At 58.1% G+C, this 26,174-nt stretch carries 23 protein-coding genes and 2 pseudogenes; 7 read left to right on the top strand and 18 right to left on the bottom strand.

Translation table 11 applies throughout. From position 1 onward, the window contains the following. Positions 1-432: 432 nt before the first annotated feature. Entirely contained in the window at positions 433-3,111 is a 2,679-nt protein-coding gene (locus HOP44_RS15720; protein ID WP_172255308.1) for an S-layer homology domain-containing protein, read from the bottom strand. 255 nt (positions 3,112-3,366) lie between these two features. Between HOP44_RS15720 and HOP44_RS15715 the strand changes: the two genes are divergently transcribed. Further along, positions 3,367-5,751, top strand: coding sequence for a helix-turn-helix domain-containing protein (locus HOP44_RS15715; RefSeq protein WP_172254985.1), 2,385 nt, complete (start codon positions 3,367-3,369; stop codon positions 5,749-5,751). Positions 5,752-5,771: 20 nt separating this feature from the next. Then, entirely contained in the window at positions 5,772-7,370 is a 1,599-nt protein-coding gene (locus HOP44_RS15710; RefSeq protein ID WP_172254983.1) for an extracellular solute-binding protein, read from the top strand. 120 nt (positions 7,371-7,490) lie between these two features. Here the strand turns inward: HOP44_RS15710 and HOP44_RS15705 are convergent, their stop codons facing one another. Together HOP44_RS15705 and HOP44_RS15700 are read right to left on the bottom strand one after the other, a co-directional pair. Further along, on the bottom strand, positions 7,491-7,838 hold the full coding sequence (locus HOP44_RS15705; RefSeq protein ID WP_172254981.1) for a DUF4260 domain-containing protein: 348 nt from the start codon (positions 7,836-7,838) through the stop codon (positions 7,491-7,493). A 4-nt stretch (positions 7,839-7,842) separates the two neighbouring features. Continuing rightward, positions 7,843-8,463: a TetR/AcrR family transcriptional regulator gene (locus tag HOP44_RS15700; protein WP_172254979.1), complete on the bottom strand. Its 621-nt coding sequence runs from the start codon at positions 8,461-8,463 to the stop codon at positions 7,843-7,845. A 121-nt stretch (positions 8,464-8,584) separates the two neighbouring features. Here HOP44_RS15700 and HOP44_RS15695 point away from each other — a divergent pair. Continuing rightward, positions 8,585-8,764: pseudogene (locus tag HOP44_RS15695) on the top strand (aldo/keto reductase); the annotation flags it as partial. An 86-nt stretch (positions 8,765-8,850) separates the two neighbouring features. On the opposite strand, the gene HOP44_RS15690 reads toward HOP44_RS15695, so the two are convergent. From HOP44_RS15690 to HOP44_RS15660, 7 genes are all read right to left on the bottom strand, one after another. Continuing rightward, on the bottom strand, positions 8,851-10,002 hold the full coding sequence (locus HOP44_RS15690) for a family 10 glycosylhydrolase (RefSeq protein WP_172254978.1): 1,152 nt from the start codon (positions 10,000-10,002) through the stop codon (positions 8,851-8,853). 21 nt (positions 10,003-10,023) lie between these two features. Further along, entirely contained in the window at positions 10,024-10,983 is a 960-nt protein-coding gene (locus tag HOP44_RS15685) for a DNA-3-methyladenine glycosylase family protein (RefSeq protein ID WP_172254977.1), read from the bottom strand. Beyond that, positions 10,935-11,357, bottom strand: coding sequence for a DUF3237 family protein (locus HOP44_RS15680; RefSeq protein ID WP_172254976.1), 423 nt, complete (start codon positions 11,355-11,357; stop codon positions 10,935-10,937). Before HOP44_RS15680 ends, HOP44_RS15685 begins: the two co-directional genes overlap by 49 nt. Positions 11,358-11,403: 46 nt before the next feature. Then, complete coding sequence (locus tag HOP44_RS15675) at positions 11,404-12,336, bottom strand: alpha/beta hydrolase (protein ID WP_172254975.1); 933 nt, start codon at positions 12,334-12,336, stop codon at positions 11,404-11,406. Between the two features lie 88 nt (positions 12,337-12,424). Then, positions 12,425-13,213, bottom strand: coding sequence for a nitroreductase family protein (locus tag HOP44_RS15670; RefSeq protein ID WP_172254974.1), 789 nt, complete (start codon positions 13,211-13,213; stop codon positions 12,425-12,427). A gap of 194 nt (positions 13,214-13,407) precedes the next feature. Beyond that, complete coding sequence (locus tag HOP44_RS15665; protein WP_172254973.1) at positions 13,408-13,773, bottom strand: VOC family protein; 366 nt, start codon at positions 13,771-13,773, stop codon at positions 13,408-13,410. Continuing rightward, positions 13,770-14,477 carry a TetR/AcrR family transcriptional regulator gene (locus HOP44_RS15660; protein ID WP_172254972.1) on the bottom strand — a complete coding sequence of 236 codons (708 nt, stop codon included), beginning with the start codon at positions 14,475-14,477 and terminating at the stop codon, positions 13,770-13,772. The genes HOP44_RS15665 and HOP44_RS15660 overlap by 4 nt, the downstream gene beginning before the upstream one ends. Before the next feature lie 144 nt (positions 14,478-14,621). On the opposite strand from HOP44_RS15660, the pseudogene HOP44_RS15655 reads away from it, so the two are divergent. Both HOP44_RS15655 and HOP44_RS15650 read left to right on the top strand, forming a co-directional pair. Then, positions 14,622-14,837: pseudogene (locus HOP44_RS15655) on the top strand (SDR family NAD(P)-dependent oxidoreductase); the annotation flags it as partial. A gap of 316 nt (positions 14,838-15,153) precedes the next feature. Further along, entirely contained in the window at positions 15,154-15,747 is a 594-nt protein-coding gene (locus tag HOP44_RS15650; RefSeq protein WP_172254970.1) for a helix-turn-helix transcriptional regulator, read from the top strand. A 4-nt stretch (positions 15,748-15,751) separates the two neighbouring features. Here HOP44_RS15650 and HOP44_RS15645 read toward each other — a convergent pair whose 3' ends face one another. From HOP44_RS15645 to HOP44_RS15615, 7 genes are all read right to left on the bottom strand, one after another. Beyond that, the gene (locus tag HOP44_RS15645) at positions 15,752-16,165 is read right to left on the bottom strand and encodes a VOC family protein (protein ID WP_172254968.1); all 414 of its coding nucleotides are present in this window, start codon (positions 16,163-16,165) and stop codon (positions 15,752-15,754) included. A gap of 50 nt (positions 16,166-16,215) precedes the next feature. Then, entirely contained in the window at positions 16,216-17,352 is a 1,137-nt protein-coding gene (locus HOP44_RS15640) for an FAD-dependent monooxygenase (protein WP_172254966.1), read from the bottom strand. A 209-nt stretch (positions 17,353-17,561) separates the two neighbouring features. After that, complete coding sequence (locus HOP44_RS15635; protein ID WP_246369879.1) at positions 17,562-18,974, bottom strand: DHA2 family efflux MFS transporter permease subunit; 1,413 nt, start codon at positions 18,972-18,974, stop codon at positions 17,562-17,564. A 148-nt stretch (positions 18,975-19,122) separates the two neighbouring features. Continuing rightward, complete coding sequence (locus tag HOP44_RS15630) at positions 19,123-19,710, bottom strand: TetR/AcrR family transcriptional regulator (protein WP_172254962.1); 588 nt, start codon at positions 19,708-19,710, stop codon at positions 19,123-19,125. 237 nt (positions 19,711-19,947) lie between these two features. Further along, positions 19,948-21,372: an L-arabinose isomerase gene (gene araA, locus HOP44_RS15625; protein WP_172254960.1), complete on the bottom strand. Its 1,425-nt coding sequence runs from the start codon at positions 21,370-21,372 to the stop codon at positions 19,948-19,950. 58 nt (positions 21,373-21,430) lie between these two features. Further along, positions 21,431-22,126 (bottom strand): L-ribulose-5-phosphate 4-epimerase, encoded by a 696-nt coding sequence (locus HOP44_RS15620; RefSeq protein ID WP_172254958.1) that lies wholly within the window; start codon positions 22,124-22,126, stop codon positions 21,431-21,433. Positions 22,127-22,143: 17 nt separating this feature from the next. After that, the gene (locus HOP44_RS15615) at positions 22,144-23,745 is read right to left on the bottom strand and encodes a xylulokinase (protein ID WP_172254956.1); all 1,602 of its coding nucleotides are present in this window, start codon (positions 23,743-23,745) and stop codon (positions 22,144-22,146) included. Positions 23,746-24,101: 356 nt separating this feature from the next. Between HOP44_RS15615 and HOP44_RS15610 the strand changes: the two genes are divergently transcribed. Then, entirely contained in the window at positions 24,102-25,112 is a 1,011-nt protein-coding gene (locus HOP44_RS15610) for an NAD(P)-dependent alcohol dehydrogenase (RefSeq protein ID WP_172254954.1), read from the top strand. 234 nt (positions 25,113-25,346) lie between these two features. Continuing rightward, complete coding sequence (locus tag HOP44_RS15605) at positions 25,347-25,691, top strand: SDR family oxidoreductase (protein ID WP_425501884.1); 345 nt, start codon at positions 25,347-25,349, stop codon at positions 25,689-25,691. Between the two features lie 74 nt (positions 25,692-25,765). On the opposite strand, the gene HOP44_RS15600 is transcribed toward HOP44_RS15605, so the two are convergent. Further along, on the bottom strand, positions 25,766-26,101 hold the full coding sequence (locus HOP44_RS15600) for a winged helix-turn-helix transcriptional regulator (RefSeq protein WP_172254952.1): 336 nt from the start codon (positions 26,099-26,101) through the stop codon (positions 25,766-25,768). Between the last annotated feature and the right edge of the window lie 73 nt (positions 26,102-26,174).

Below are 26,174 nucleotides of genomic sequence, written 5' to 3'. Positions count from 1 at the left end.
ATGCGATAACTTTATCCTTTCATAAATAATCATGGCGGTTCCCCCATCGTAGCATGGGAAATCGGATTTTGACAATAGATTTTTGGACGACTTCAACCCCGGCGGAGACGCCGGGGTTTTTGTGTGGGAATAGTGGAATGCGATAACGGACAGGAAGGATATCTGAAGCATACACTGTACCGGTCGCTGCGAATAGGCCGAATCTTCACTGCCAGTCTCCTTTTTCGCAAAATAGGTGCTGTACGGCATCTATTGAACAGCCCTCCCTACTCGCTGAGCCTTTAACGGTCGACAGGCCGTTAAAGGCTCAGCGCCCCTCCCTCTGTCTCTATTTCCTTCTTTGACGAACAAAAACACCCGGTTCTCGCTTGGAGAACCGGGTGTGGAGATAGGCCTATAAAGCCCGTCGATCCGACGGGCTTTTGGCCGGATTTACAGCCCTTCCAGCAGCGACTTCACGGACGCGTCGCTCGCAAGCGTGCGCACAATCAGAGTAATCGCTTCGGCGCGGCTGGCGTTTTTGTCCGGAGCGAAAGACGATGCGGATGCGCCGTTCAGCAGACCGGCGGAAACCGCCTGATCAATGACGCCCGCTGCCCAGTGATCGCTGCCCACATCGCTGAAGCTTGCCGGTGCCGCCGCGGCAGGCAGTTCGCTCAGATTGATAACACGGGCGATCATGACTGCCATCTCGGCCCGCGAGATCTTCGCGTTCGGCTTAAAGCTGTTGTCGCTGTAGCCGGCAACTACGCCAAGATCCGACAGGGCGCCGATATATCCGGCGGCCCAGCTTGAACGGGTATCGCCGAACGAAGCCGAAGACACGGCCGGTTCAATACCGAAGGCACGCGCGATCATGGCGCTGAACTCGGCGCGAGTCACCGGCGCATTCGGACGGAACGTGCCGTTTGCGTAGCCGCTCACGATGCCGAGCTTGGCCGCTTTGGATACGGAGCCGCCGCTCCAGTGGCCGGCAGGCAGGTCGGAGAACGTTCCGGCGGAAGCCGGTGCGGCTGCGGCTTTCTGCGTCAGCGATTGAAGCAGCGCGGCAGCGTCCACGATCCCGGAACGGAACGGGCTCGTCGGCAGCGGAGCCGGCGTGCCGGGTGTACCCGGCTGAGCCGGTGCCGACGGCGTAACCGGTACGGCAATCGGCGGAGTCGTCGGCTGCGGAGCCGGTGTCGTCGGAACCGGGGCTGTCGGAGGCGGAGTCACGGAGCCTCCTCCACCGGAAGGAGGATGGGTCGTCCCCGGGTTCGGGCTGCCCGGATTCGTCTCCGCCAGTGTCAGCACGATGCGGCCGTCGCGGTAGCCGAGAACGGCTCCGTAATTCGAAGGCAGACCGTCAACCTGCAGATTGTTGAACATGCCGGACGCGGTTCCCGCCGCATGGGTAATCACGGTGAAGTCGCCTGCAGTCGGCGCATAACCGTTGGCAAAGTTCACTTTCAGGGTCCCGCCGGCCTGCACGCTTCCCGCAACTTCAAGCGTATCGCCAGGTGCGGCAACATTCAGTTCCAGAGTACCGTTCGCAGACTGCTTGAAATCGCCGCCGATCACAAGGCCTCCGCCTCCTCCGTAGACCTGCGCCGTGACGGTACCGCCGCCGTAGACATTCTCCGTCACGGTGCCGCCGTTGTTCACTACGCTGCCGCTGCCGAAAGCCTTAGCCGACAAGGCTTCGAGCGTCCCGCCGTTGATTTCCGTTCCGCCGCTGTAGGTGTTGGCGCCGGACAGCTTCAACCAGCCGCTGCCTTCCTTGACGAGACGGCCGGTGCCGGAAATCGCATTCCGCCAATGATCTTGCGCATGGAATCCGCCCAGTGCCGAATCCATGCCGACGGTCACGGTGCCGTCCAATGCGCCATATCCGTTAGCCGCTTCGAACAGATTCAGGCGGCCCCAGCCTTCCGGATCGTCCAGCAGCGGATAACCGGACGGCAGTCCTGTCGTCGCGAGTACCGCGCGGCGCTGCGAAGCGCTCAGGTACGGCAGACGGGTCTCCAGCAGCACTTCGGCATTCTTCGGTACAACCATTTGTTTGGTGGTGTCGCCGATCGGCTGGAAGCCGTAGGTCAGACGTTTGAAGTAATCCGCCTTGTTCTTCTCGTAATTGCCGAACCGGTCTTCCGAAGTGCCGAGCGGCTGCTTGAGCAGAATGTCATGAGCTTGGTCGTACGCCTGCTTCTTCAGCTCGGCGTTGGCCGGATCGGACAAAGCCGCCGCTGCCAGGGCTGTTGCCAGAACGCGCCCGCCCATCACGTCAAGCGGCGAGTGCATCCCGGATACGATCCGGCTGTCGCCCATTTCCGAAGCGCGGGTCAGCATCTCCTGGTAACGCTCCGGCACGGCATAAGCCAGCGACAGCGAAGCCAGGTACGAGGCGTTGGTGTGACCGCTCGGGAATCCGCCGTCCGTGGCCGGTGTCTTGCTGATCGCAGGCACAAGCGTCGGAACTACGATCCGGTTCGCCTGGCTGTTTTCCTGCTGGTTCACCCAACGGTAAGGACGCATATATTGGAAAAAGTTTTTGGACGGGTTGGTCGAAGCGTAATTGCCGCGCACGATGCCGACCAGATCGACCATTTTGCCGAGCTGCGAGTCGGAGTCGCCGCCTTTGTTCGTGCTGCCGACATCGTCGTATTTGACGGTCGTCGCATCGGCCGCGACGTCTTTGATCACGGTTGTCGTGCCGCTCAGCGTCCGGTACGTGTCGGCCAGCGCGCCGAGACCTTCGGTCGCGCCGTACGTTTGTCCGCGGCGGTCGACCAGATAAGCCATTTCTTCGTCGGCCGGAGTCCGGGTAGCGGCGAGGTTCACCACGTATTGAATGTTATAGTCCAGCACATCCGGCCGAAGCTTCGTGCCCTGGTCCCACGAACTCCCCGGTGTCCACAGCTTGAGGAACTCGGACAGTGTGCCGTAAGCCGCATTCGTGTCAACGGTCGTGAATTCGTTCTGGTTGGTCTTGTATTTGTCGGTAAAATAACCCCATGCCGGCGCGGCCGGCATTTCGATCGTATAGGAATCGGGTGCGGCAATCGCGGGGTGAATCATGGCCGTATTCGACAGAATGGCGAAGCCCAGCGCAGCGGCGAGCATTTGTTTCATCGGTCTTTTTTTCACGTTAGGGTTGCTCCTCTTCGGGTTGGATGGATGTTGATCGGGACGGCTTGTCGATTCGAATCGCTGAAAATGTAGCATCCCGCAGCGAATTTCGGCAATGCAACGATTTCCCCTTAGTATCGTTTTGGGAGGTTTGTGCCCGAATTGTGTTCATTATTCCGAATTTAACGTATGTTTAACAAAAGTCGCGAATAAGAATGGATCGCGCTTTGTATAATCCCGGCGGGAGGAGAGTACATCATGCGAAAATGGAATTCCGTTCTGGCCCGTCTGGCCGTGTCTTACATAGCAATCGTGCTTGTCATCGTGCTCTCGCTCTGCTCGGTTTTCTATTTGTATTATTCCGACCGCGACCGAGGCCAAATGCGCAGCCGCAGCAAGATGACACTCGAAAACACGGCGCGGACACTCGATTCCGAAGTGTTCCAGCGCGTGCAGCAGACCGCTCTCGGGCTGGCTCTGGACAAAAATACGGACCTGCGGCAGTTCCGGGGCGGCTCCTGGCAGACGCACCCCGCCAAACTGGTCGAACTCCAGGAGCTGCTGCAGTCGGAAGTGTCCGGCAGCCCCGAGCTGATCGAAGCGATCCATCTGTACGAACCGTCAAGCGGCGCCATGCTGTCTTCGCTGTACGGACTGGTGGACGCCGCAAGCCGGGAAGCGGCCGCGTCCCTGCCTTCCGACTGGATCGACGGGATGCTGACGTCCGGGGAGCGCCATTTTTGGACCCCGGCACGGGTCGTGCCCAAAGATCCTTTTTCGCAGATTCCGGGCGGGAGCGGGCAGCGGCTGATTACCTACGCGCACACTTATCCGTTCCAGTCGACCGGAGCGGACAGCCAGCTGATTCTGGCGGTCGATATCAAGGAAGAAGCGATTCGGGGCATCCTGCGCAACATGCTGCCTTTTCAATACGAAGAGACCTGGCTGCGAAGCGATTCGGGCTCGCTTATGCTCGGTCCGGAAACAGCGGATGAGCAAGCAGGCGATTCCTTTTCTCCCGTGCTCCGGCTGATCGACGAGACCGACGGTTCGGCGGCGAACGGCGGGGAAGTCGGCGGCTGGGTCGACAGCGAGTCGTATACGGTCTTCCGTGAACCGCTTCCTTCGGCCGGTTGGACGCTCTACAGTGCCACCGCGCACAGTCTGTACCGGGAGCAGTCATCGGCGGTGCTCAAGCTGATGCTCGGCGTGTGCGCGCTTGCGATCGTGATCGGACTGCTGCTGTCGGGCGTGATGACGCGGCTGATCTACAGTCCGCTCAAGGCGCTGGTCGGCAAAATCCGGCATTTGGCGGGCCAGTCGGACGCTGCCGGAGCCAACGAATACGGGATGATCGATACGGCGCTGGAGCATTTGAGCGGCCGGGTCGTCAGTCTCGAAGAAACGCTGCATGCGGCACGCCCCCTCGTCAAACGGGAGACGCTGCTCAAGCTGCTCCGGGGCGAGGCGATCGAACCGACGCTCCAGGAAACCCGTCTGCCGGGCGAATGGTTCGGCGGACATTCCCGTCTGCGCTGCCTGGTGCTGGATATCGGAAGCTTGCCCGCAGGAACGGATTCCGAAGCGGCGGACGGCATTCTTGGCGAAATCGCTGCGCTGCTGGAATCCCAAAACACTCCGGGCAGCCGCATCGTAACCGAAGAGCTGTCCAGCCGGCGCCTCGTGGCGATTCTGGCGGACACTCCAGGCGAAGCTGGCCCGCAGGCGGGAGAAGACTTTTTCGGCAGCGAAGATCCGGGTGAACGGACGATGCCCGATTTCGCGCAGCGGTTCGCCGAAGCATGCAGGCAGCGGCTCGATCTGCGGATTCAGCTGGCCTGGGGACGTTCGGTCGATCGGCCCGGGCGGCTTCCGCTCAGTCTCGGCGAAGCGGAGAGCCGCCTGAAATACGCTTATTTCCTGCCCGAACGCTCTATCCTGCAGGATGCCGGTCTGCTGGAACGCGAACGCAGTACGGAAGAAATCCCGCAGGCCATGCTGTCGCGCTTCCGTGATAAGCTGGCGGCCCGGCAGCACGCCGAGATCGAAGCGGCGGTCGACGATCTGATCGAAGCGGTCCGAACCGGCTCGTATTCGGCGGATTACGGTCATTTCGTGCTCGCCAATATCGTCTTCCTCTACTCCGACCATCTCAAAAGTATCCGCTATAAACAGCCGAACGGCGGGCATCCCGATCTGCACCGCCAATATGTCGAACTGCCGCATATCCTGGAGTTCCGCGTCTGGCTGATGGAGTCGGTCAGCCTGTTCCTGATCGAAACGGAGAAAAGAAACGGCGAAAGGGCCACGGATACGCTGGAGTCGGCCAAGCGTTATATTGCGGAGAATCTCTCCGGCGATTTATCTCTGGAAGCGGTATCATCAAGCGTGTTTATCAGTGCCAAATACTTGAGCCGGCTGTTCAAAGAAGAGCTGGGCGTCACCTACACCGAATATGTGACCGCCCGGCGGATGGAAACGGCGAGAAGTCTGGTCGAACTCGGCAGTCTGACGATCGAGCAGGTCGCGGCCGCGGTCGGCTACGGCACTCCGGCGTATTTTATCAAAAAATTCAAGGAAGCCTACGGCTGTACACCCGGCAATTATTTGCGGGAACAGGCAAAACAGGCGCATTCTTCGTGAAGAGAAGCAGGAGGCGTACGATGAAAAAAACGTTGAAGCGGCGGTGGGCCGTCCTCGTGCTGGCCGCTGCCCCGATTCTGGGAATCGCCGGCTGCGAGTCGTATTCGGGCGCTGCTGCGCCGGCTTCTGTCCCCCTCGCTCCCGAATACAAAATTTCCTGGACGCTGCACCAGAACCAGAGCGTGCCCGAAGAGGCCGAAATGCTGCAGTATGTGGAAGAGAAACACAACGTGGATCTTGAGATCTGGAACCTCGAGAACAACCGTTACGAATCGCTGCTCGATCTGAAGCTGGCCCGCGAAGGCGCTCCGGATCTGCTGCGCATCCGCCAGCCCCAGGATCTGCTGAAGTACCGGCAGCAGGGGCTGCTGGCGGAGATTCCCGAGGAAACGCTAAATCGGCACGCGCCCAACCTGATGGCCGCAATCCGCCGGTATGCGCCGGACTATGCGGATTACGGACGGATCGACGGCCGAATCTACGGAATCCCCGCGATCAGTCCGACCAACATTTATCGGATTCCGGTCGTCTACCGGCAGGATTGGCTGGACAAGCTGGGGCTCGAGGTCCCGCAGACGCTGGCCGAATTCGAGCGGGTGATCTATGCGTTCGCCAACGAAGATCCGGACGGCAACGGGGTCAAAGATACGTATGGGCTGTCGCGCGAAGGCATGAACGTCGTATTCGGCGCGTTCGGACAGATCGTGTTTGCGGACCAGCTGTATTTTGCGGAAAAAGACGGGCGGTTGGTCGTGGGGGCGCTGGAACCGGAGATGGAAGAAGCGCTGCGCTATCTGCGCAAATGGTACGCGGACGGCGTGATCGATCCGGAGTTTATTACGGGAGAGAACAAAGGCGGCTACAAACATTTGTCGCATGCTTTTATCAACGGAAGAATCGGCATGACCTCCATGGGCAACTACTACCATTGGATCGGCGGAGGCGACTATCAGGCCTGGACGGTGGACGGCCGGGGCGGCAGCCGGGAGATTCCGGTCGGGCCGACGTACAACGTCAAAGAACTGAACGCCAAAAATCCGGAAGCGCGCGTATCGTTCGGACGTCCGTTCAGCGGACCCGAAGGCAAGCGCGGTTCCAAAGCGTACGACCGGCTGATGAGCTTCGCCGCAATCGGGGCGAACGTCACCGAAGAACCGGGAAAACTGGAGAAGATCCTGCAGATTCTGGACGATGTCAGCGCCAATCCGGACCCGGATGAACGCGCGGCGCTCAAGAACGGGGTGATCGGCAAACACTGGACCTGGGCCGACGAGTCCAAGAAAGAGATCGTTACCCTGCCGCCTTACGCAGATATGCCCGATTATCTGAACGTGATCGGCGCCAATCTCGGCATGTCCGTTCCGTATCCGCCGACCGGCCGCCGCGAACAATGGGCGTCGACGCTCGGATTGGAGAAAGACGGCATCTACAACGCTCTGGAAGTCTCGACGCCGTCGCTTGCACGCAGCGGCGGCGAGCTGATCCGGCTCAAAGACAAAGCGTATCTGTCGTTCATTACCGGCGAGCGTCCGCTTGCGGAATTCGAAGGATTCGTGCGCGAATTTATGGAAGCGGGCGGCCGCGACGTGCTGGCGGAGGCGAATGCGCTTCAGCCGTAGACCGCGGACGGATGCAGGCCGGGCCGTACCGAAGTTTCCGCGGCAAAAAGCGTCTTCCGTTCCCGCGGCCGCGTAACCGGCCGGGAGCGAAAGACGCTTTTTTATAGAAAAATCGCAGCGTTACAGCTTCTGCAGATGCGTATCCCGGAAGCCGGTCTCGTACTTGAGTCCGTAGCCCATCATCCGGTCGAGGCCGATATGCGCGCTCCAGATCAAGCCGATCATAAGCGGCCAATCGGCCGGGAAGGCAAAACTGGCCAGGATCAACAGGAACGGCAGAACATAGGTATGGGCGGCGTTGTACAGATAAGCGCCGAATTTCGTATTAATGGCGTAGCCGATCATGGAGAGATCCGGGACGAACAGCAGGAGCAGGAACGCGAGCCAGCCGTAGCCGTTTGCAAAATACAGATAAGTCCCCATGACAAAAGCGAGCAGCCCTTCGAGGTGGATCAATTTTTTGGTCATGGCGTTATTCTCCTTTTTCCCGCGATGCGGTTCTGATGCCCTGCAGCATCCAGTTGATTCCCTGCGAGACCTGATCGTGCGACAGCGGCTGGGCGGACAGCAAAGTCGGTGCCTGGAGCGTCAATCCGTCGAATACGGCTTGAATGAGCCCCGCCAGATTTTCTTTCTCTTCCGGCCCGAGCGGCAGTTCCAGGCGGTCGATCACCTGGACCACGCCGGCTCTCATTTCCCGGTAGATGCCGACCAATTCCGCAGCCAGTTTCTCGTTGTTCACGCTCTCCGACCACAAACTGATAAGGAGGGTGAACCATTCGGGGTTGGCTTTGCGGAATTCGACGACATGGAGAAGGCCCTGGCCGAGAATCACTTCCGGCGAAGCCCGCATGTCGAGCTTGGCAAAAGCTTCTTTCATTCCGCGGTTGATCATCCATTCCCGCACGACCTCGACCAGCAGCGTTTCTTTGCTGCCGAAATGGTAGCCGATCAAGCCCTGAGCTACGCCGGCTTTGGCGGCAATTTCTTTCATGGAAGCTTTGGCATAGCCAATCTGGCCGAACAGGGTATAAGCGGCCTGCATAATGGCTTGTTTGCGTTCATCCGGTTTCGTGGACGGAGTAGCGGTCATAACGGGAAGCTCCTTTGGACGGTCCGATCTATACTGTTTGATCGAACAGTTAGTTTATAAAAGCATCTTACAACTGTTTGATCGAACAGTCAATAGTTTTGACTGTTCCTCCCGTTACCTCCGCGAGCTGGGCATTGCTCTCGTTCCGTACAGCCCGCTCGGCCGCGACTTCCTGACGGGGCAAATCAAGACGTTCGAAGACCTGCCGGCCGACGATTACCGCCGCCATTACGCCAGGTTCCAGGGCGGGAATTTCGCCAGGAACGTGGAGATCGTGTCCCTGATCGAGCAGCTGGCTGCCCTGGCGGCGGCCACATTCAAAAAGGCGCTTCCGCTTATCGCGGAAGCGCCTTTTCTCGCGCGGCGGATCGGCCGCCCCGCCGGGATTCACCAGCCCGTTCGTTCGTCGATCGCAGCCAATTCGGCTTCTGTCCAGGCGCCGTAGGCGAAGAAAGACAGCCGTTCGACGTTCGGATAATCCTCGCGGATTCCCTGGTAGATCTCCCGATACTGCCCGTCGGTCCAGTCCGTGTCGAGCGTCGGCACAACGTCCGCTCCCGAACCGGCGAGCCGGTCATGGGTGTCTTTCAGAATACCGGATTCCGCCCCGTAGACCCATTCGCTGTCATAACCCCAGTCGTCGAAATAAGCCATGGGCGCGGCAAAATCGATCTCGTTCTTGAATTTGGCCGCATCCTGGCCCACTTCGGCGAATTCCGGCGGCAGTATATACACGCCAAGCTGCACCTGAGGATTGGACGACGCGGCAAGGTCTTGGCGGACATCGCCGACGTACCGCGCGATCCGGTCCGTGCGCCACTCGGTCCACTGCTTGCGCCTTGGCGAATCCCGCTCGAAGTCGATCTTGAGCGGCGAATAGCCGAACTGCTTTTTATACAAAGCGATCGTGTAGTCGCTGACATCCATGTTGTAATCGTCGAAACGCAGCCAGTCCAAGACCACGCCGTCGACCGGATAGTTCCCGACCACTTCGCGCACGATCGAACGCTCGTACCGCTGGACTTCGAGGTGCAGCGGATTGACGAAATATTCACTGCCGTTCGAGCCTTTGAACGGCTTGCGTACCCCGTCGATCAGCGCCTGCATCCGCCATTTGGGATGTGCCCGAAAAGCCGCCTGATCGTGAAACTGGGGAATCCAGGCATGCACCTTGATCCCTGCGGCATGCGCCTGCGTCAGCACTTCGTCCAGGGCATCGAACTCTTCGTAGCCTTCGGCAATCGGAGCAATCCGGCTCTGATAGAACACTTCGCCGGACGGTACTTCGTCGTCTTCGTCCTGCTTGACGTTCATGCTGATGACATCCACGCCGCGGCGATCCGCGCTGTCGACAAAGCTCCGAACATCCTCCGCGTTCCTGAACTGGTTCACCGTTCGGACGATCACTTCCGTTTCAAATGCCTCCCGCTTCTCCGCTTCGGACGATAACGCCGCGGCTGAACCCGCTGTCGATACCGTCAGCGCCAGGCCCAATACCGCTCCGGCCGCTTTTTTCCAGGTCTGTCCGATGGCTCTCATCGCTTCGCCTCCATACGTTTATTAGTACAGCAGCCTCCACAAATAAAACGTCGCATACGATTCCCACATCGTCCAGCCGGCGGTCAGCTCAAGAATCCGCTCTTTGCTCGGCTTGGCGTCAAGGCCGAGCACATGCCGGATCGAATGATGCAGCCCGACATCGTCGATCGGAAAAGCATCCGGCATCCGCAGGCAGCGCATCAGCACGTAATGGGCGGTCCAGGGCCCGATGCCGCGGATCTGCACCAGTCTTTTCTCCGCCTGTTTGACGCTTCCGGCCGCAAGCAGCTGCTCTTTGGTCAGCTCGCCGCCCGCGATCAAGCGTGCGGTGCCGACCAGATATTCGCATTTCTTGATCGTGGTCATCCCGGCGGCTGACAAGTCTTCGGCGGTCAGCGCGGCGATCCGCTCGGCGGTCGGGAACAGCCAATACGCCTCGCCTTCGCGCTCCAACGCCTGACCGAACCGCTCGACATAGCGTCTTTTTAACGTGTAGGCAAAGCCCAGATTGATCTGCTGGCCGAGAATCCCCCAGCATATCGCTTCGTACAGGTCGGGAATGCCCATATTGCGCAGTCCGTAGAACGATTCGACCGCCTGCTTCAGCAGCGGATCGGTCTTGGCCATCTTATAAAAAGGCTGCAGGTCCGTGCCCAGATCGAACCAGTCGTGCACGTAGGCGGCGACGCCTTCGCGCAGCGGCAGCGAAGCGGCGTCGGGTTCTTCGAGGAACCGGATCCGCAGATGCGTCCGGCCTTCGGGAGCGATCTCGACGACCGCCGCCTGCTGCCCCACCGCGATCGCTTTGTAGATTTTGCCGCCTCGCAGCGTATACAGCACTTCATCGGTCGCGGTCGCCAGATGATTGTAATTTTGTTCGAAACTGAACTCGGCCGGAACGGGAAGCAGGATATCGGAGCCGTCGTCCGACCCTACGGGCAAAAAGGACTGCGGCTCGGGAGTACCTGGTGTATTGGGCATTGGTCAAAGCGGCCTCTCTTTCGGCGTGGAATCGTGATGAACCGGGTAGGGAACCCGCTCTTCCCACCCATTAACCGCCTGCACCGCCTCGTTAATCCCGCTTTAGGGGTGCAGACGGCAAATCTTGATCTCCACCCCGGCTGCCCGGCGCGGTCCGTGCCCCGAAGCATATAGCGGGCCGACAGCGTGTGCGGAGTTCCGGAGGGTCCGATAATCTGCGTATCGACGCCTCCTTCCAGCACCCGGCCTTCAAAATACGGCCCCGACGCGTGCCCCGTAAACGAGATCATCACGACGGAGTTCCCTTCGGCATTCCTCATTTCGACACTTCCGTTTATCGCTACGTGAACCGTGAACACTTCTTCTTTTTCCATACGCCGTCTCCTCTGCCCACAAAGTTCGCCTCGCGGATCCGAAGCTCTAGTCGGTCTGGTGCTGAAAAGGAAGATGCTCCGCAAACGGCCGCTTCAAATGGGCCGCCAGGAACTTCGCCGTCACCTCCAGCACCTGCGGGCTCCAGACGCCTGTTCCGTGATCCGCGCCCGCCACTTTGTAGAACAGGACATTCTGCCCGTGCGCTCGGAGCGCTTTGTACATCTCGATACTCTGGTTGACGTGGACAATACGGTCGCGGTCTCCGTGTACGATCAGAAAAGGCGGCAGTTCCCGGTCCAGATCCTGATGGATCGGGCTTGCCCGCCGGGCCCGTTCGACGTGAGCCTGCACCCGCCCTCCGATCAGCAGACCTTCCGGAGAATCGGCGGCGTCATGGTCGAGCACATCGTTATATCGCCCCAGCGTGAGCAGATCGGAGATCCCGTAATAGTCGATCACCGCCAGCACGTCGTCCGACTGTTCCTTGTACCGATCGTTGTTGTAGGCTCCGATCGTAAGTCCGGTCATGAGCGAGAGATGCCCGCCCGACGAATCGCCCCAAACGGCTGCACGCCTGGGATCGACGGCGTATTCGGCGGCATGTTCGCGCATAAAGTGCAGAGCGCATTTTACGTCTTCGAGTGCCGCCGGGAACCGGGCAATCTCCGTATCCCGGATCTCGACGCTTGCGATCACGTAACCTTTGGCCGCGATATGCGACAGATCGGGAATACCCGTATATACATTTTGCTTCATCCAGGCCGATCCCTGCACGAAAATCACCAGCGGGAATACGGCGCCTTCCTGCTGCGGCCGGATGATCTGCAGCTTTCTCTCCACGCCGCCGTAAGTCGCATACACGACATCGGGATGGTAGGTGCAGGAGTAATAAGTGCCGCCTTCGGCAAAGTCCGCGTACAGCATCTGCGTGCCTTCCGGCATTTCGTTGGCTGCCCGGTTTGCTGCGCTGTGATCCATGTTCATCGCTCCTTTTCATAAAAAAAGAGACCCGTTATCCTGGACGGATTCCGGGCCTTGGACGGGTCCGGCGAGGGCCTGTCTGGGCCTACTGTGAATCCCCGTTCTGCATAAAGTTCTGCTTGTCCAGGTAATCCAGCACGGTCTGCGAATAGCCGAGATGGGATTCCTTCGTATACTTGGCGATCGTATAGATCTGGGCCAGATTCTTGAGTCCCAGCCGCTCCGTCATTTCTTTGAGCTGCGGCACATCCATGTACCGCTGCCAACCTTTCTCGTTGCGGTCGGCGTAGATATCCAGAATCCGCTCGTCCGTATAATCCTCATATTGTTCGTAATGAACGAGTCCCTGCTGCGGCAGACGGTCGCGTACCGGAGGAGATTCCGCGGGATACCCCAGCGAATAGCCGACAACGGGTACGACGTTCGGCGGCAGATTCAGCAGTTCGCCGATCTGGTCGCAGTTGGCGAGCGTCGAACCCATGTAGCAGATGCCGAGGCCGGCATTCTCCGCGGCCAGCGCGCAGTTCTGCGAAGCCAGCGTCGCGTCGATCGCACCGATCATGAAGCTCATGAAGTTGTCGAAATGCACCGGCGCCTCATTCAGTTCCAGCCAGCGGCGCATACGGTTGAAGTCGGCGCAGAACGTGAGCAGCACCGGCGCGTCCAGCACCATCGATTGATCCATATGCGGCGTGTACAGCTTCCTGCGCAGCTCTTTGTCCCTCGTGACGACGATGGAATAGGACTGCATATTGCCGCTGGATGAAGCCCGGATACCGGCGTTCAGGACCTGATCCAGAACCTCCTGGCTGACTTCCCGATCTTCGTACTGCCGAATGGAACGGTGTCCGTGTATGACGTCATTGAATTCCAAAACTTCATCCCCCTGATCGTACCGCTTTTTTTAAGTTTTATCATAAACTATACCTTGACCGAATTAAATCTAAGGTTTGCGTTCATCGGAAACACGCAGGGTTCAAGCGGGTTTTCGAGGGGCGTAACCTAACCTCATTATCGGTCAAGGTACCAGTTTCTGAGGCGGGCATAGCCGGGTTGGCAAATAAAAGCTCAGTGATGTTCCGCCAGTTGGACTTCGAACCCGTCGGGATCCCGAATATAGAAAAAGCTCAGCTGCGGATTCGGCGAGACCGGTCCGCGTGCGATCGGAATCCCTTTGGCCGCAAGTTCCGCCATGGCCGCGTCCAGGGATTCCACTTCGAACCCGACCGATAGGCCGCTGCCCGGTTCGACGGTGACGCCGCCGCCCTGAATAAGCTCGATCTTCGGCTGTTCCTGCGTGCCCAGCATCGCGATCTGGCGGCCCCGGCTCTCGAATCTGCGATGGATCGGCAGGCCGAGGACTCCGTTGTAAAAAGCGATTGAAGCTTCGAGGTCGCGCACCCGGAGGGTGATCCAGTTCAAGGTGAGCTTCATTCGGACGTCCCCTTTTCCCGGTGCGTCCGATCCGTATCGCTGTGCGGAGCCGATTCCGCGGACGGATGCCGCAGAGCCGGCAGCAGAATGCCGTCGATCAGCGCCGCGAAGAACGTCTTGTCGAAAGCCTGGCGCTGGATCAAGCCGCGGAAAGCGGCCGTCGATGTGATCACCTGGCAGGCCGTTTCGATATCCGCCCCGGCCGCAATCTCGCCGCGTTCGGCGGCCCGCTGCATCAGTATGCGGTTTGCGTCGGCCCAGGTATCGAAGATCCGTGCCATCCCCACCCCGGCGAATTCCGGCTGCTGCAGGAAAGAACCCAATCCGGCCAGCACGCGGAATTTCTTCTCTTCTTCCGCGATCGACTGCGGCTTCACGAGGCGCAGCAGATCTTTGCGCAGACTGCCCGAATCCGGCAGATGCCCCAGATTCAGATGGCTTCGGTTCATCCAGGCCAAGGCGTCCCGAACCAATTCCGATTTGGAAGACCAGCGGCGGTACACGGTGGCTTTGCCCGCCTTGGCTCTTGAGGCGACGCTGTCCATGGTCATTCCGTCGAAACTCGATTCGGCCAAAATATCGATTGCCGCTTCGAGGATTTTCTCATCCCGCGAGGGGTCCCTTTTGCGTCCGACTTTCGGCGCCGGGGCCGCCGCTTCGGCCAAATCCTCGGGCACCGACTTTTTACGTTTGTTTTCGCTCATAAAAAGGCTCCTTCTATACCTATATTTCGAAACTTTTAAGTTCCGGAACTTTGAAGTTTCTATTTAATGCGATTTAATGTCATTATCCTATAACGAACGGGAAATAAACAGACGGTATTCCGTACCGAAAAGGAGGTTGCGACCATGTCGAATCAACCCACTGCGCTGATCACCGGAGCCAACAAAGGAATCGGAGCCCAAATCGCCAAAGAGCTGGCGGAGAAGGGCTTCACCGTACTTATCGGATCCGGAAGCCTGGAGAACGGCGAAGCGGCCGCACGGCAGATCGGACAGGAAGCGCATGCGCTTCAACTGGATGTAACGGACGCGCACTCCATTGCGGCTGCCGCGGCGCGCATCCGCAGCGAATTCGGACGTCTTGACGTCCCCGTCAACAACGCAGGCATCTCGCACGCCGGAGGGCCGGGCAATTCGTGTCCGAGCGGCGGCGCGACAAGCGGGCTGCTGACCGTGGCTTCGATGGAAGAGATCGGTACGGCTCGCCATGCTCGGTGCGGACGGCCCGACCGGGACGTTCTCCGACGAAGACGGACCGGCCGCGTGGTCAACGCGATGCGGGTCTTCGTAACGGGACTTTGCCGGATCGCTGCAGGCCGATCTGGAACAAATTCCGCCCCGCGAAGAAGTGCAGATTACGATCAAAAAAATAGAAGCCATGGTGAACCCATCGGCTTCCGCAGGAACGATTCAGCTGTCTTTTCACAATTGGGCAGGCCGGTCCGAACTTCGCCATATCCTGAAAAGCTGCCAGGAAGCCATCTCCCGCAAAAAGGTGCTGGCCTTCGATTATATCGACAAAGACGGGACAGCCACCCACCGAACGGTCGAACCGGACCAGCTGCATTTCAGCGAGAACAGCCGGTACCTCAAAGGGTTCTGTCTGGGGCGCAGGGCCGAGCGGATATTCAAGCTCTCCCGGATCAACCGGCTGGACGCGAGGGAGCAGACCTTTATCCCCCGCGAAGTCCTGCCGGAATCCGCACCGGAGACCGGGTATCAGCCGGAACTTGCCGAAGTCCAAGCGTGGGTTACGCCCGGCGTCAAAGACCGGTTTATCGAACGATACGGTCACCGGAGCGTACAGCCGCACGTCTCCGGAAAATTCCGGGCCACGATTCAGGTGCCGCAAAGTCCGATCGGCTTTCAATTTCTGGCCGGCTTCGGGACGAACGTGGAGATTGCGGAGCCGCAGGCTTACGTCGAAGAGTTTCGGGAGTATCTGCTGGAGATGGCGAAGCCGTACCGATAAGCGCTCAGCCGCTGACCGGTTCTACCGGATTGACCGCAAACAGCGAATGGATATTGCCTTCCGGGTCCGCGAAAAATCCCGTCGTATGTCCCCAGGCAACCGCTTTTGGCTCCGCGATGCTTACGGCTCCTTTGGCTACATAATCGTCGTATACCGTATACACTTCCTCGGGTGAGGCACACTCGAAATTAAGCTCGAAAGCCTGGCCTCTGCGCGCTTCCGCAAAGGAAGGATGATCGTGCGTATTGCCGGCCATAAGAGGCCCCGAGAAAATAGCCAGCCGAACGCCTTCATTTTCAAATTCCGCATAATGGGCTTCTTCCGCAACGGTCCGAAACCCGAGCACATCGCGATAAAAACGGGTCAATCTCGGAACGTCGAGTGCCAGAACCGTAATGCCTTCCAATTTCACTCTCATCTTCCAACTCCACCTTTGGGTTTGCGGATAGTCTTGCCCTTTTTAAAAACTCAGGTTTGAAAACGATACAGCTGCTCGGCCTGGCGACGGGACAATTGCGCGGGGACATGCTTCATCAAACGGTTGCGGAACTGGGTGAACAGGACGCTTTCCGACTGGGCAACCCGGCCGATCTTCCGGGATTGGGCGGAGATTTGCCTGATCCTTTTTTGACGGCGGGCCTGGTAATGGGCAAAAGCTTCCCGATGATCCGGCGAGGCCAGAAGGCAATCGGACAGCACGCGTACATCCTCCATCGCCTGGCAGGCTCCCTGTCCCATATTGGGGGTGATCGCGTGAGCCGCATCGCCGATAAAGACCACCCTATCCGAGTAAAAACATTTCATGGGCGCCATATCCACAATATCGCGTTGGATCATGTCGGCTGTGCCCGTTCGAAGCAGCAGATCCGGGATCGGCGCATGATAATCCCGAAACAGACGATGCAGATCCGCTGCGGAATAATCGGCCAGCCGGGGATCGTTTTGGCGTGCGTTGACCAGCGCGTACCAATACACCCTGCGGCCGGGAAGCGGGACGATACCGAAGCGGCCTTTGGTCCCCCAGGTCTCGATAAAATGGGGCGTCAGACCGTCAAGGTCGTCCGCAGGCACCACACCGCGCCAGCAGGTATAACCGGCATAGCGATAGGGTTCCCCGGGGAACAATTGGCTGCGGACCCCCGAGTAGATGCCGTCCGCCGCGACAAGCAGATCGCCTTCCGCCTGGCTGCCGTCTAGGAAGGCAGCTCGTACTCCGTTCCCATTCTGCTCCAGACTCGAAAAAGATTTTCCCCACTCTACCGTATCCGAAGGAAGCGCGGCCAGCAGCAGATCATGCAGATCTTTGCGATGAATCGAATACTGGCTGCCATAGCCGGAAGGAATCGCAAGCCGGGTAAGAGCCCGGCCCCGGTCCGACAGCAGCCGGAATCCGTCGCCCGGATAACCCCGCCGAATCATCTCGCCGGAGATCCCGTAGGGCTGAAGCGCCTGCAAAGCATTGGGCGCAATCAGGATCCCGGCTCCGGCGGGCATCGGCCCCGAGCTTTTTTCGTATACCTTTACCTGCATCCCGGCGTGCCGCAGCGCGATCGCCGCACACAGTCCCGCAATGCCGCCGCCTATAATCAGGATCGTTCCGGACACGGCTTCCCTCCTCTTTGGATTCGTTCGTTTTACAATGCCGATCACGCATAAGCCGAAGAAATCGACTAGATTTTATCATGTATTCCACTTCTTTCACAAGCTTGCCTGCCGGACGCAAAAAAGAGCGACATCCCGCCGGGGGACATCGCTCTCGAACAGACTTGAATCAAGCAAGAACAGGCTTGATTCACGCGCAAGGAACCTGGAAATTAATGCGTCGGTCCCTGCGTTTTCGCAGCCGATCCTACGCGGACACGCTTGATAAAGATCGAGGTAATCAGACCGATAATCGACAGCACGAGCGCGAATACGAACGCATTCTGTACGCCCGACGTAAAGCCGGCCAGTTGGTTCTCCGGAGTTTCCGGATTCGCCACCCCGCTCAGGAAGCGGGATTGGCCGGCACTCAGAATGCTGACCGCAACGGCGGTTCCGATCGCGCCGGACACCTGCTGCAGCGTGTTCATGATCGCCGTGCCGTGCGGGTAATACTCGCGCGGCAGCTGGTTCAGGCCGTTGGTCTGCGCCGGCATCATGATCATCGAAATGCCGACCATCATGAAGATATGCAGCGTAATGATCTTGGTCAGCGTCGTCGTCGGCGTGATTCCCGTGTACAGGAACAGCACGACCGTTACGATGGACAGGCCGATAATGACCAGCCATTTCGGACCGAATTTGTCAAACAACCGGCCCATGACCGGAGACAGCAGGCCGTTGAGCAGGCTGCCCGGCAGCAGCACGAGTCCGGCCGTCAGAGCCGTAACCGCCATGCCCTGCTGCAGATACATCGGCAGGATCAGCATCGAGGAGAGCATCATCATCATGGAGATGAAGATCAGGATCAGGCCGATCGTGAACATCGGGTATTTGAACGCGCGCAGATCCATCACCGGCTGCTTCATTCTCAGCTGGCGAATACTGAACAAGATCAGGGAAACGACGCCGATCGCAAGCGTCGCGACCACGATCGGACTCGTCCAGCCGCTGCCGGATTCCCCGTGTCCGCCCGCGCTGCTGAAGCCGTATACGATACCGCCGAAACCGAGCGTAGACAGCGCGATCGACAAGATGTCGATCTTGGGCTTGGTCAGCTTGGAGATATTCGGCAGGAACAGCAGACCGCAGATCAACGAAATGACGAAGAACGGCAGGGAGATCCAGAAGATCCAGTGCCAGCTCAGATTGGCGAGAATCAAGCCGGAGATGCTCGGGCCGCTTGCCGGCGCGAACATGATGACCAGACCGATCAGGCCCATGGCGGCACCGCGTTTTTCGATCGGGAAAATCACAAGGATGGTATTAAACATCAGCGGCAGCAGCAGGGCCGTACCGACCGCCTGCAGAACGCGAGCCGCCAACAGAATTTCGAAATTGGGCGCGAGCGCAGCCACGAGTGTCCCGGCGATCGAGAAGATCAACGACGTCGTGAACAACTGTCTTGTCGTAAACCACTGCAGCAGCAGGCCGGATACCGGAACCAGGATGCCCAAGACGAGCAGGTATCCCGTCGTCAACCATTGAATCGTCGTCGGTCCGACTTCCAGCATCGCCATAAGCGGCGTCAACGCCACGTTCAATGCCGTTTCTCCGAACAAGCCGATAAAGCCGCTCAGCAGCATGGCGAACAGAATCGGAAATACCTTATACTGCTGCGTTTCTGGTTGATTCGGTAACGAATCAGCTTTCTTTGACCCACTCACGATCTCATCCTCCTCGAACATATCGAACTTTCTCTTCTTGCTTCTTTTCACTTCTTCTTGCTTCTTTTTACCGGGTTTCTCCGGCATTCTTTGTCACGGCGGCCAGATAACCGGCGGCCGTGAGCAGCGGCTGTTTGTCCTGATTCGTCAGGCTGATGATCAGCGCGCCTTCCATCAGGGAGACGACTAGCAGCGCGGTTTCGTCTGCTCTCGCTTGGCTCATGCCGTCCTGAACCAGATGCTTCGCGATGATCTTCTGCCAGTCGGCGAACACGCCCTGGCAGGCGACGCGCAGACTTTGACTGATGCAGGACGTCTCGACGGCTGCCCAGAAGCTGAATGGCAGAAATCCGGTGAAGCCGGCCGCTTCCGTCTCGTAAGCCATATCATGGACGAACTGCTGGATGCCGTCCGCCGTATTTCCGTGCGCCGCGAACGTTTCCTCGAACTTTTGCAGAATATACTCATTCGTCTTCTGAATGCATACATGCGCGAGCTCTTCTTTGCCGTGCGGGAAATAGTGATACAACGATCCTTTCGGCGTGTGGCTCTCTTTGATGATCTGATTCAGCCCGGTCGCATGATAGCCTTGGGAAAAAAAGAGCCGTGCGGCGGTGCTGACAATCGACTCTCTGGCATTCGACTTTTCGCCCAACAAAAGCCACTTCCTTCAAAGAAATTATACCAATCGGTCTATATACATTATCCGTATTGGACGAAGCCTGTCAACGCATTTATTTTTCCGGAGATTTGGTAACGCTACCATTGCCGAAGCACGGCGTTTTGGCCTTTTTGAAGCGAAATTTCCGTAAAACACAAAAAAACCGCCTCCGATAAATGAACGAGCCATTTATCGGATAACGGTTCTTATGCTTTTTATAAAGCCTGGCGATTACTTGATGACGACGTATTCCAGGTTAACCAGCTTCGCGTAAGTCACGATCTGATCGGTCGTCAGGTTGAGCGACACGACCGTATGGTGGCCGCCGCCGTTCTCGATCCAGGCGCGGACGCCGTCCTGGAAGTTCGGCTTCACGCTCCACAGGACGCGGGCAACCGGCAGGTTCGGAGCCGGTTCCGTCGGCTCGAATGCGGTCACTTCGTTGATGAGCAGCTTGTAATGCGTGCCCAGGTCCACCATCGAGACGACGACGCCGTCGCCGGCTTTGCCGTCGAAGACAAGGCGGGCCGGATCTTCTTTGCCGCCGATTCCGAGCGGGGACACGACGACTTTCGGCTTGCTGCCGGCGAGGGAAGGATCCACTTCGAGCATATGGGACTGCAGGATCGCTTCCTGCCCGGCCGCCATCTCGTACGTGTAATCTTCCATGAAGCCGGTGTTCTGATTGTGGCTCATGACTTTCATCAGGCGGTCGAGCGCCGCCGTTTTCCAGTCGCCTTCGCCGGCAAAACCGTAGCCCTGCGCCATCAGACGCTGCACGGCCAGACCCGGAAGCTGCTTCATGCCGTGCAGGTCTTCGAAGTTCGAAGTGAAGGCGTTGTAGCCTTTCTCGTCGAGGAAACGCTTGAGCGCGATTTCATAGCCCGCTTGAACGCGAACGCTCGCTTCCCAGGCTTCTTTGCTGTTGGCGCCGTATTCGAACTCGTACAGATCGGCGTATTCGGCCATCAGCTTGTCGATTTCCTGCTCCGTCACGGCGTTCACGACTTCCACGAGGTCGCCGATACCGTAGTAGTCCACCGTCCAGCCAAATTGAATCTGGGCTTCGACTTTGTCGCCTTCGGTCACGCCGACGTTGCGCATGTTGTCGCCGAAACGGGCTACGCGGATATTGAAGCTTTCGTTGTAAGCGACCGCGACGTCCATCCAGTCCGCAATCTGCTGCTGCACTTCCGGACGCTCCCAATAACCGACGACGACTTTATTTTGCTTTTTGAGGCGGGCGTTAATGAAGCCGTATTCGCGGTCGCCGTGGGCCGCCTGGTTCAGGTTCATGAAGTCCATGTCGATCGTCGCCCAGGGGATACTCTCGTTGTACTGCGTCGCCAGATGGAGCAGCGGCTTTTGCAGCATTTTGGTGCCGCGGATCCACATTTTCGCAGGCGAGAACGTGTGCATCCAGGTAATGACGCCGGCGACTTCGTCGCGGTAATTCACTTCTTTCATAAGGTTGGTGATCTTGTCCGCGGTTACGGCCAGATCCTGCAGCACGAGCGGGTAAGGCAGCAAGCCGCTCGCATTGAGCGCGTCCGTCATCTGCTGCGCATGCGCTTTGACTTCGCCCAACGCTTCTTCTCCGTACAAATGCTGCGAACCGACGACAAACCAAAATTGTTTTTCCGCTGTTACCGTCATCGAAATCATCCTCTTTTCAGGGTTGGATTTTTATAGTGAAATTTTTATCGTCAATCGATTATTTTTGTCCGTAATAGGCGTCTTTGCCGTGTTTGCGCAGGTAGTGCTTGTCCAGAATGCCCTGAGGCAGTTCTTTGGCAAAATGGTTCAGTTGGCGCGCGTACAGGTTCATCTTGCACACTTCTTCCAGCACGACGCTGTTCACGACCGCCGACTTGACGTTTTTGCCCCAAGTGAACGGCGCGTGTCCCTGCAGCAGAACGGCCGGGATCGCCATCACGTCGACGCCGAGCTTGTCGAACGTCTCGATAATGACGCGGCCCGTCTCCGCTTCGTACCCGCGGTCGATCTCGTCTTGAGTGAGGAAGCGCGCACACGGAACGGCTCCGTAGAAGGTATCCGCATGCGTGGTGCCCATCACCGGCACGTCGAGACCCGCCTGCGCCCAGATGGTCGCCCAGGTCGAATGCGTATGCACGATGCCGCCGATCTGCGGATAATGCTTGTACAACACGGCGTGCGTCGCCGTATCGGACGAAGGTCTCATCTCGCCTTCGACCACATTGCCGTCAAAATCGACCACGACCATATCGCTCGGCTTCATACTTTCGTAGCTGACGCCGCTTGGCTTGATGACGAACAGACTGCTCTCGCGGTCGACGGCACTGGCGTTGCCCCAGGTGAATTTTACGAGGCCGTGCTTGGGCAGTTCCAGATTCGCTTCGTATACTTCCTGTTTAAGCTGCTCCAACAAGGTCAGTCACTCCCGTTCTAGTTAAGATGGTCGACAGCCGCCTGCTCGATAGCAAGACCGGCCTGATAGCGTTTGATGAACGTCCGGAACCCTTCGACATCCGAGGCATCCGGCGAAATTTCTTCGCCTTCGACGTTTTTGAACACTTTTTCGCCCAGGAAATGCTCCAGGCTCTCTCCCGCTTCGCGGTCCGTCATGTAGGAAGCGAGCAGCGCCATGCCCCATGCTCCGCCTTCGCCGGCGGTCGACATGACCGAAATCGGCACGTTGAGCGCGGCGGCCAGCATCCGCTGGCCCACGACCGGCGTCTTAAACAATCCGCCGTGACCGAGAATGCTGTCGATCGCGACCTGTTCGTTTTCCGTCAGAATGTCCATCCCGAGCTTGAGCGCCCCGAACGCCGTAAACAGATGCGTCCGCATGAAGTTCGCCAGCGTGAAATTACTTTCCGGCGAACGTACGAACAGCGGGCGGCCCTGCTCAAGCCCCGTGATATTCTCGCCCGACAGATAGCCGTAGCTCAGCAGGCCGCCTCCGTCCGGATCGGCTTCGAGCGCTTTGTTCAGCAGGACGCCGAACAGCTTGCCGGAATCCGCTTCGTAACCCATCGCCGCGGCAAACTCGCGGAACAGTCCCATCCAGGCGTTGAGATCGCTGGAACAGTTGTTGGCATGCACCATGCCGACCGGACTGCCGTCCGGCGTCGTCACCATGTCGATCTCCGGATAGAGCTTGGACAATTCCCGTTCCAGCACGATCATCGCAAACACCGAAGTGCCGACCGACACGTTGCCCGTCCGCTTCTTCACGCTGTTCGTCGCCACCATGCCCGTGCCCGCGTCGCCTTCCGGCGGACAGAGCGGAATACCGGCCTGCAGATCCCCGTCCGGGTCGAGCAGCTTCGCGCCTTCCGCGGTCAGCGCGCCGGCTTGTTCGCCGGAGCGCAGCACCTGCGGCAGCACCTGCGAGAGCGTCCATGGATAGCTCTTGGCCGCGATCAATTCGTCGAACTGTTCCACCATCGCCGGATGGTAGGTATGGCTTGATTCTTCGATCGGGAAGACACCGGAAGCGTCGCCGATTCCGATCACTTTGTCGCCGGTCAGCAGCCAGTGGATATAGCCGGCGAGCGTCGTCACGTAATCGATATTCGATACGTGGGATTCCCCGTTCAAGATCGCCTGATACAGATGGGCAATACTCCAGCGCTCGGGAATATTGAATTGGAACAGCTCCGTCAGTTCCTTGGCCGCCACTCCTGTCGTCGCGTTGCGCCAGGTCCGGAACGGTACCAGCAGATCGCCCGCCTGGTCGAACGCCATATAGCCGTGCATCATGGCCGAGAAGCCGATCGCACCCACCGTATTCAGCGTCACTCCGTACTGCTTCTGTACCTCCTGCTTCATCTCGCGATAAGCGGTCTGCAGGCCTGTCAGAATAACCTCGCGGTCATACGTCCAATAGCCGTCCTTCAACTGATTCTCCCATTCGTAACTTCCCGAAGCGATCGTCTCGAACTTCGAATCGATCAGGACCGCCTTGATCCGGGTCGATCCGAATTCGATACCGAGCGAAGTCTGTCCGCCGGTGATCGCCGCTTGCACGTCCACTTGGTTCATAATGACAACTATCCCCTCTCTTATTCACGCGGCTTGCTGTACGCACGTCTTCCGATCCACAAAAGAATACGGTTTCAAAATGATACCTCTAGTATATTTTCTTGTACGTACATCTGTCAATATCATTCGCTAAACAGACAAAAACCAAGCTATTCACCCTCTTTTCTGCTCAAATCAAGGTGTTTTTCTGGGATTCATCCGAATATGTACGTACAAATATAGAGAGCAAGAGGGATAAATCGAAACTCTCCCCTCCTCTCTTGATGAAAGTCAATGCCATCCCTTCCTTTTCCGGCTATCCTACAGTCAGCGCTTCAAGTCACGGGCGGAGATACTGAATCGTAGGAGGCACACCGATGAGAGCCATGGTCCAACATGCGTACGGTTCGCCGGAAGTGATCGTTCTGGAGGAGCTCGACGTTCCCGAACCCGGAAACCAAGAAATTCTGATCCATGTGCAGGCTGCCACGGTCGGGCCGGCGAACTGCGCGTTCCGTCAAGGCGACCCGTGGATAATCAAACTGATGTACGGCTGGTCGCGGCCCAAATTCGCCGTAGGCGGAACGGAACTGGCCGGCGTGGTCGCCGCGGTCGGCCTTGAAGTCGAACACTTCAAAGCCGGAGATCGCGTAGTCGGAACAAGTCCCCGAAATTTCGGCGCGTATGCGGAATACAAAGGTCTGGCCGAAAAAAGTTCCGTCGCGCTTATCCCGGGCAGCGTTTCTTTTGAAGAAGCGGTTGGCGTCTGCGACGGGGGTGCCACAGCCCTGATCTTTCTAAGAGACAAGGCCCGCCTGCAAAAAGGACAACGCGTACTGATTAACGGCGCTTCGGGCGCGGTAGGCATCTATGCGGTGCAGCTGGCGAAATATTACGGCGCCCAAGTCACCGGAGTCTGCTCGGCCGGCAGCGGGGATCTGGTCAGGCAAGCGGGAGCGGACTTGGTGATCGATTATCACCGGGAAGACTTCACGAAAACGGACCGCGTTTACGATGTTATTTTCGATGCGGTAGGCAAAAGCTCTTTCTCCGCATGCCGGCGCGTACTGACGAAACGGGGCCTATATCTGACTACCGCACTCAAGCCGTCCACCCTGCTGCATATGCTGCGAACGGCCCTCTTTCCCGGCAGAAAGGTTATTTTCGCGACCGCCGGTCTGATGCAAAACAAAGCGAATTTGGAGTTTCTGATGCAGCTTACGCAAGAGGGAGTCCTGAACGCGGTGATTGATCGCCGCTATCCGTTGGAGCAGCTTGCGGATGCCCAGACCTATGTGGAAACCGGCCGTAAAAAAGGAAACGTGATACTTTACTTTGCGGCTTCGAAGATCGGCTCTCCTACAAAAAAAGCGGCCCGTCCCTTGTAAAAAGGCAAATACACTTCTTTTCAAGATAAACGCTCCCTTCGTATATTGGGTGCTTCCCCACAAACCCAGTATAAAAGACAAAACTCACCATCCCTTTGCCCAACTTTTTATCAATCCTTTAAATTCCGCTGACGTTATGGATATAGGAAAATCGAGATCTGCGCGGCAAAGTGCTGCATTTTCTCAACCGATTATCCAACAAGTTTAGTACGGAAGAAGACCGGAAGCATCATCTTGACCGGCTCGACGGCGGGAACGCTCGGGGATCCGGGATTCAGCGTCTACGGAGGGACCAAAGCGGCTCTTCGTCAGATGGCGAGGAATTGGATCTCGGATCTGAAAGGCACGGGCATCCGGCTTAATGTGCTGAGCCCCAGCTTCGTTCATACTCCCGCGTATACGGATCTGTTTGGCGAAGCGCCGGATGGAGTCCCGGCATCGGTGCAGGATGTCGTTCCGATGAGCCGCTTGGGCACGACGGAGGAGATTGCCAGTGCGGCAATGTTCCTGGCTTCGGAGGAAAGCAGCTACGTGAACGGCATCGAACTGTTCGTCGATGGCGGCGTGGCCCAAATCTGACCGAAGCAATCCGCGCAGCAAAAAGACACCGAGGCATACATCTCGGTGTCTTTTTCTTGTGGCCTGCGCCGAAGCTATCGATTCTGCACGCCCCATTCGCACAGCTGCTCCAGCACGGGCAGCAGAGTCTGTCCTTTCGGCATCAACGAATACTCCACTTTGGGCGGAACCTGCGGATACTCTTTGCGCTGCACCAGTCCGTCCGCTTCCAATTCTTTGAGCTGCGCGCTGAGGACTTTATAAGTGACCGACCCGAGCTGCCGCTGCATCTCGTTGAAACGAACCGGCTGATTGGCTGCCAGCACGTAGAGAATCGCCATCTTCCACTTTCCGCCGATCACGGACAGCGTATAGCCGAACGGCGTGTCCCCGATGACCGTTTCCTTCCCTTTCAAGTCGGAGATGCTCATGCTTACACTACCCTTTCTGATAGTACCCTACTTCTTTGTGCGTACTACTCTTTTATTTTCGCCCAGTTTATAC

Source organism: Saccharibacillus deserti (assembly GCF_013618475.1).
GTDB classification, from domain to species: domain Bacteria; phylum Bacillota; class Bacilli; order Paenibacillales; family Paenibacillaceae; genus Saccharibacillus; species Saccharibacillus deserti.
The sequence above is the reverse complement of the archived record's forward strand: the minus strand, read 5'-3'. Positions and strand labels throughout refer to the sequence as shown.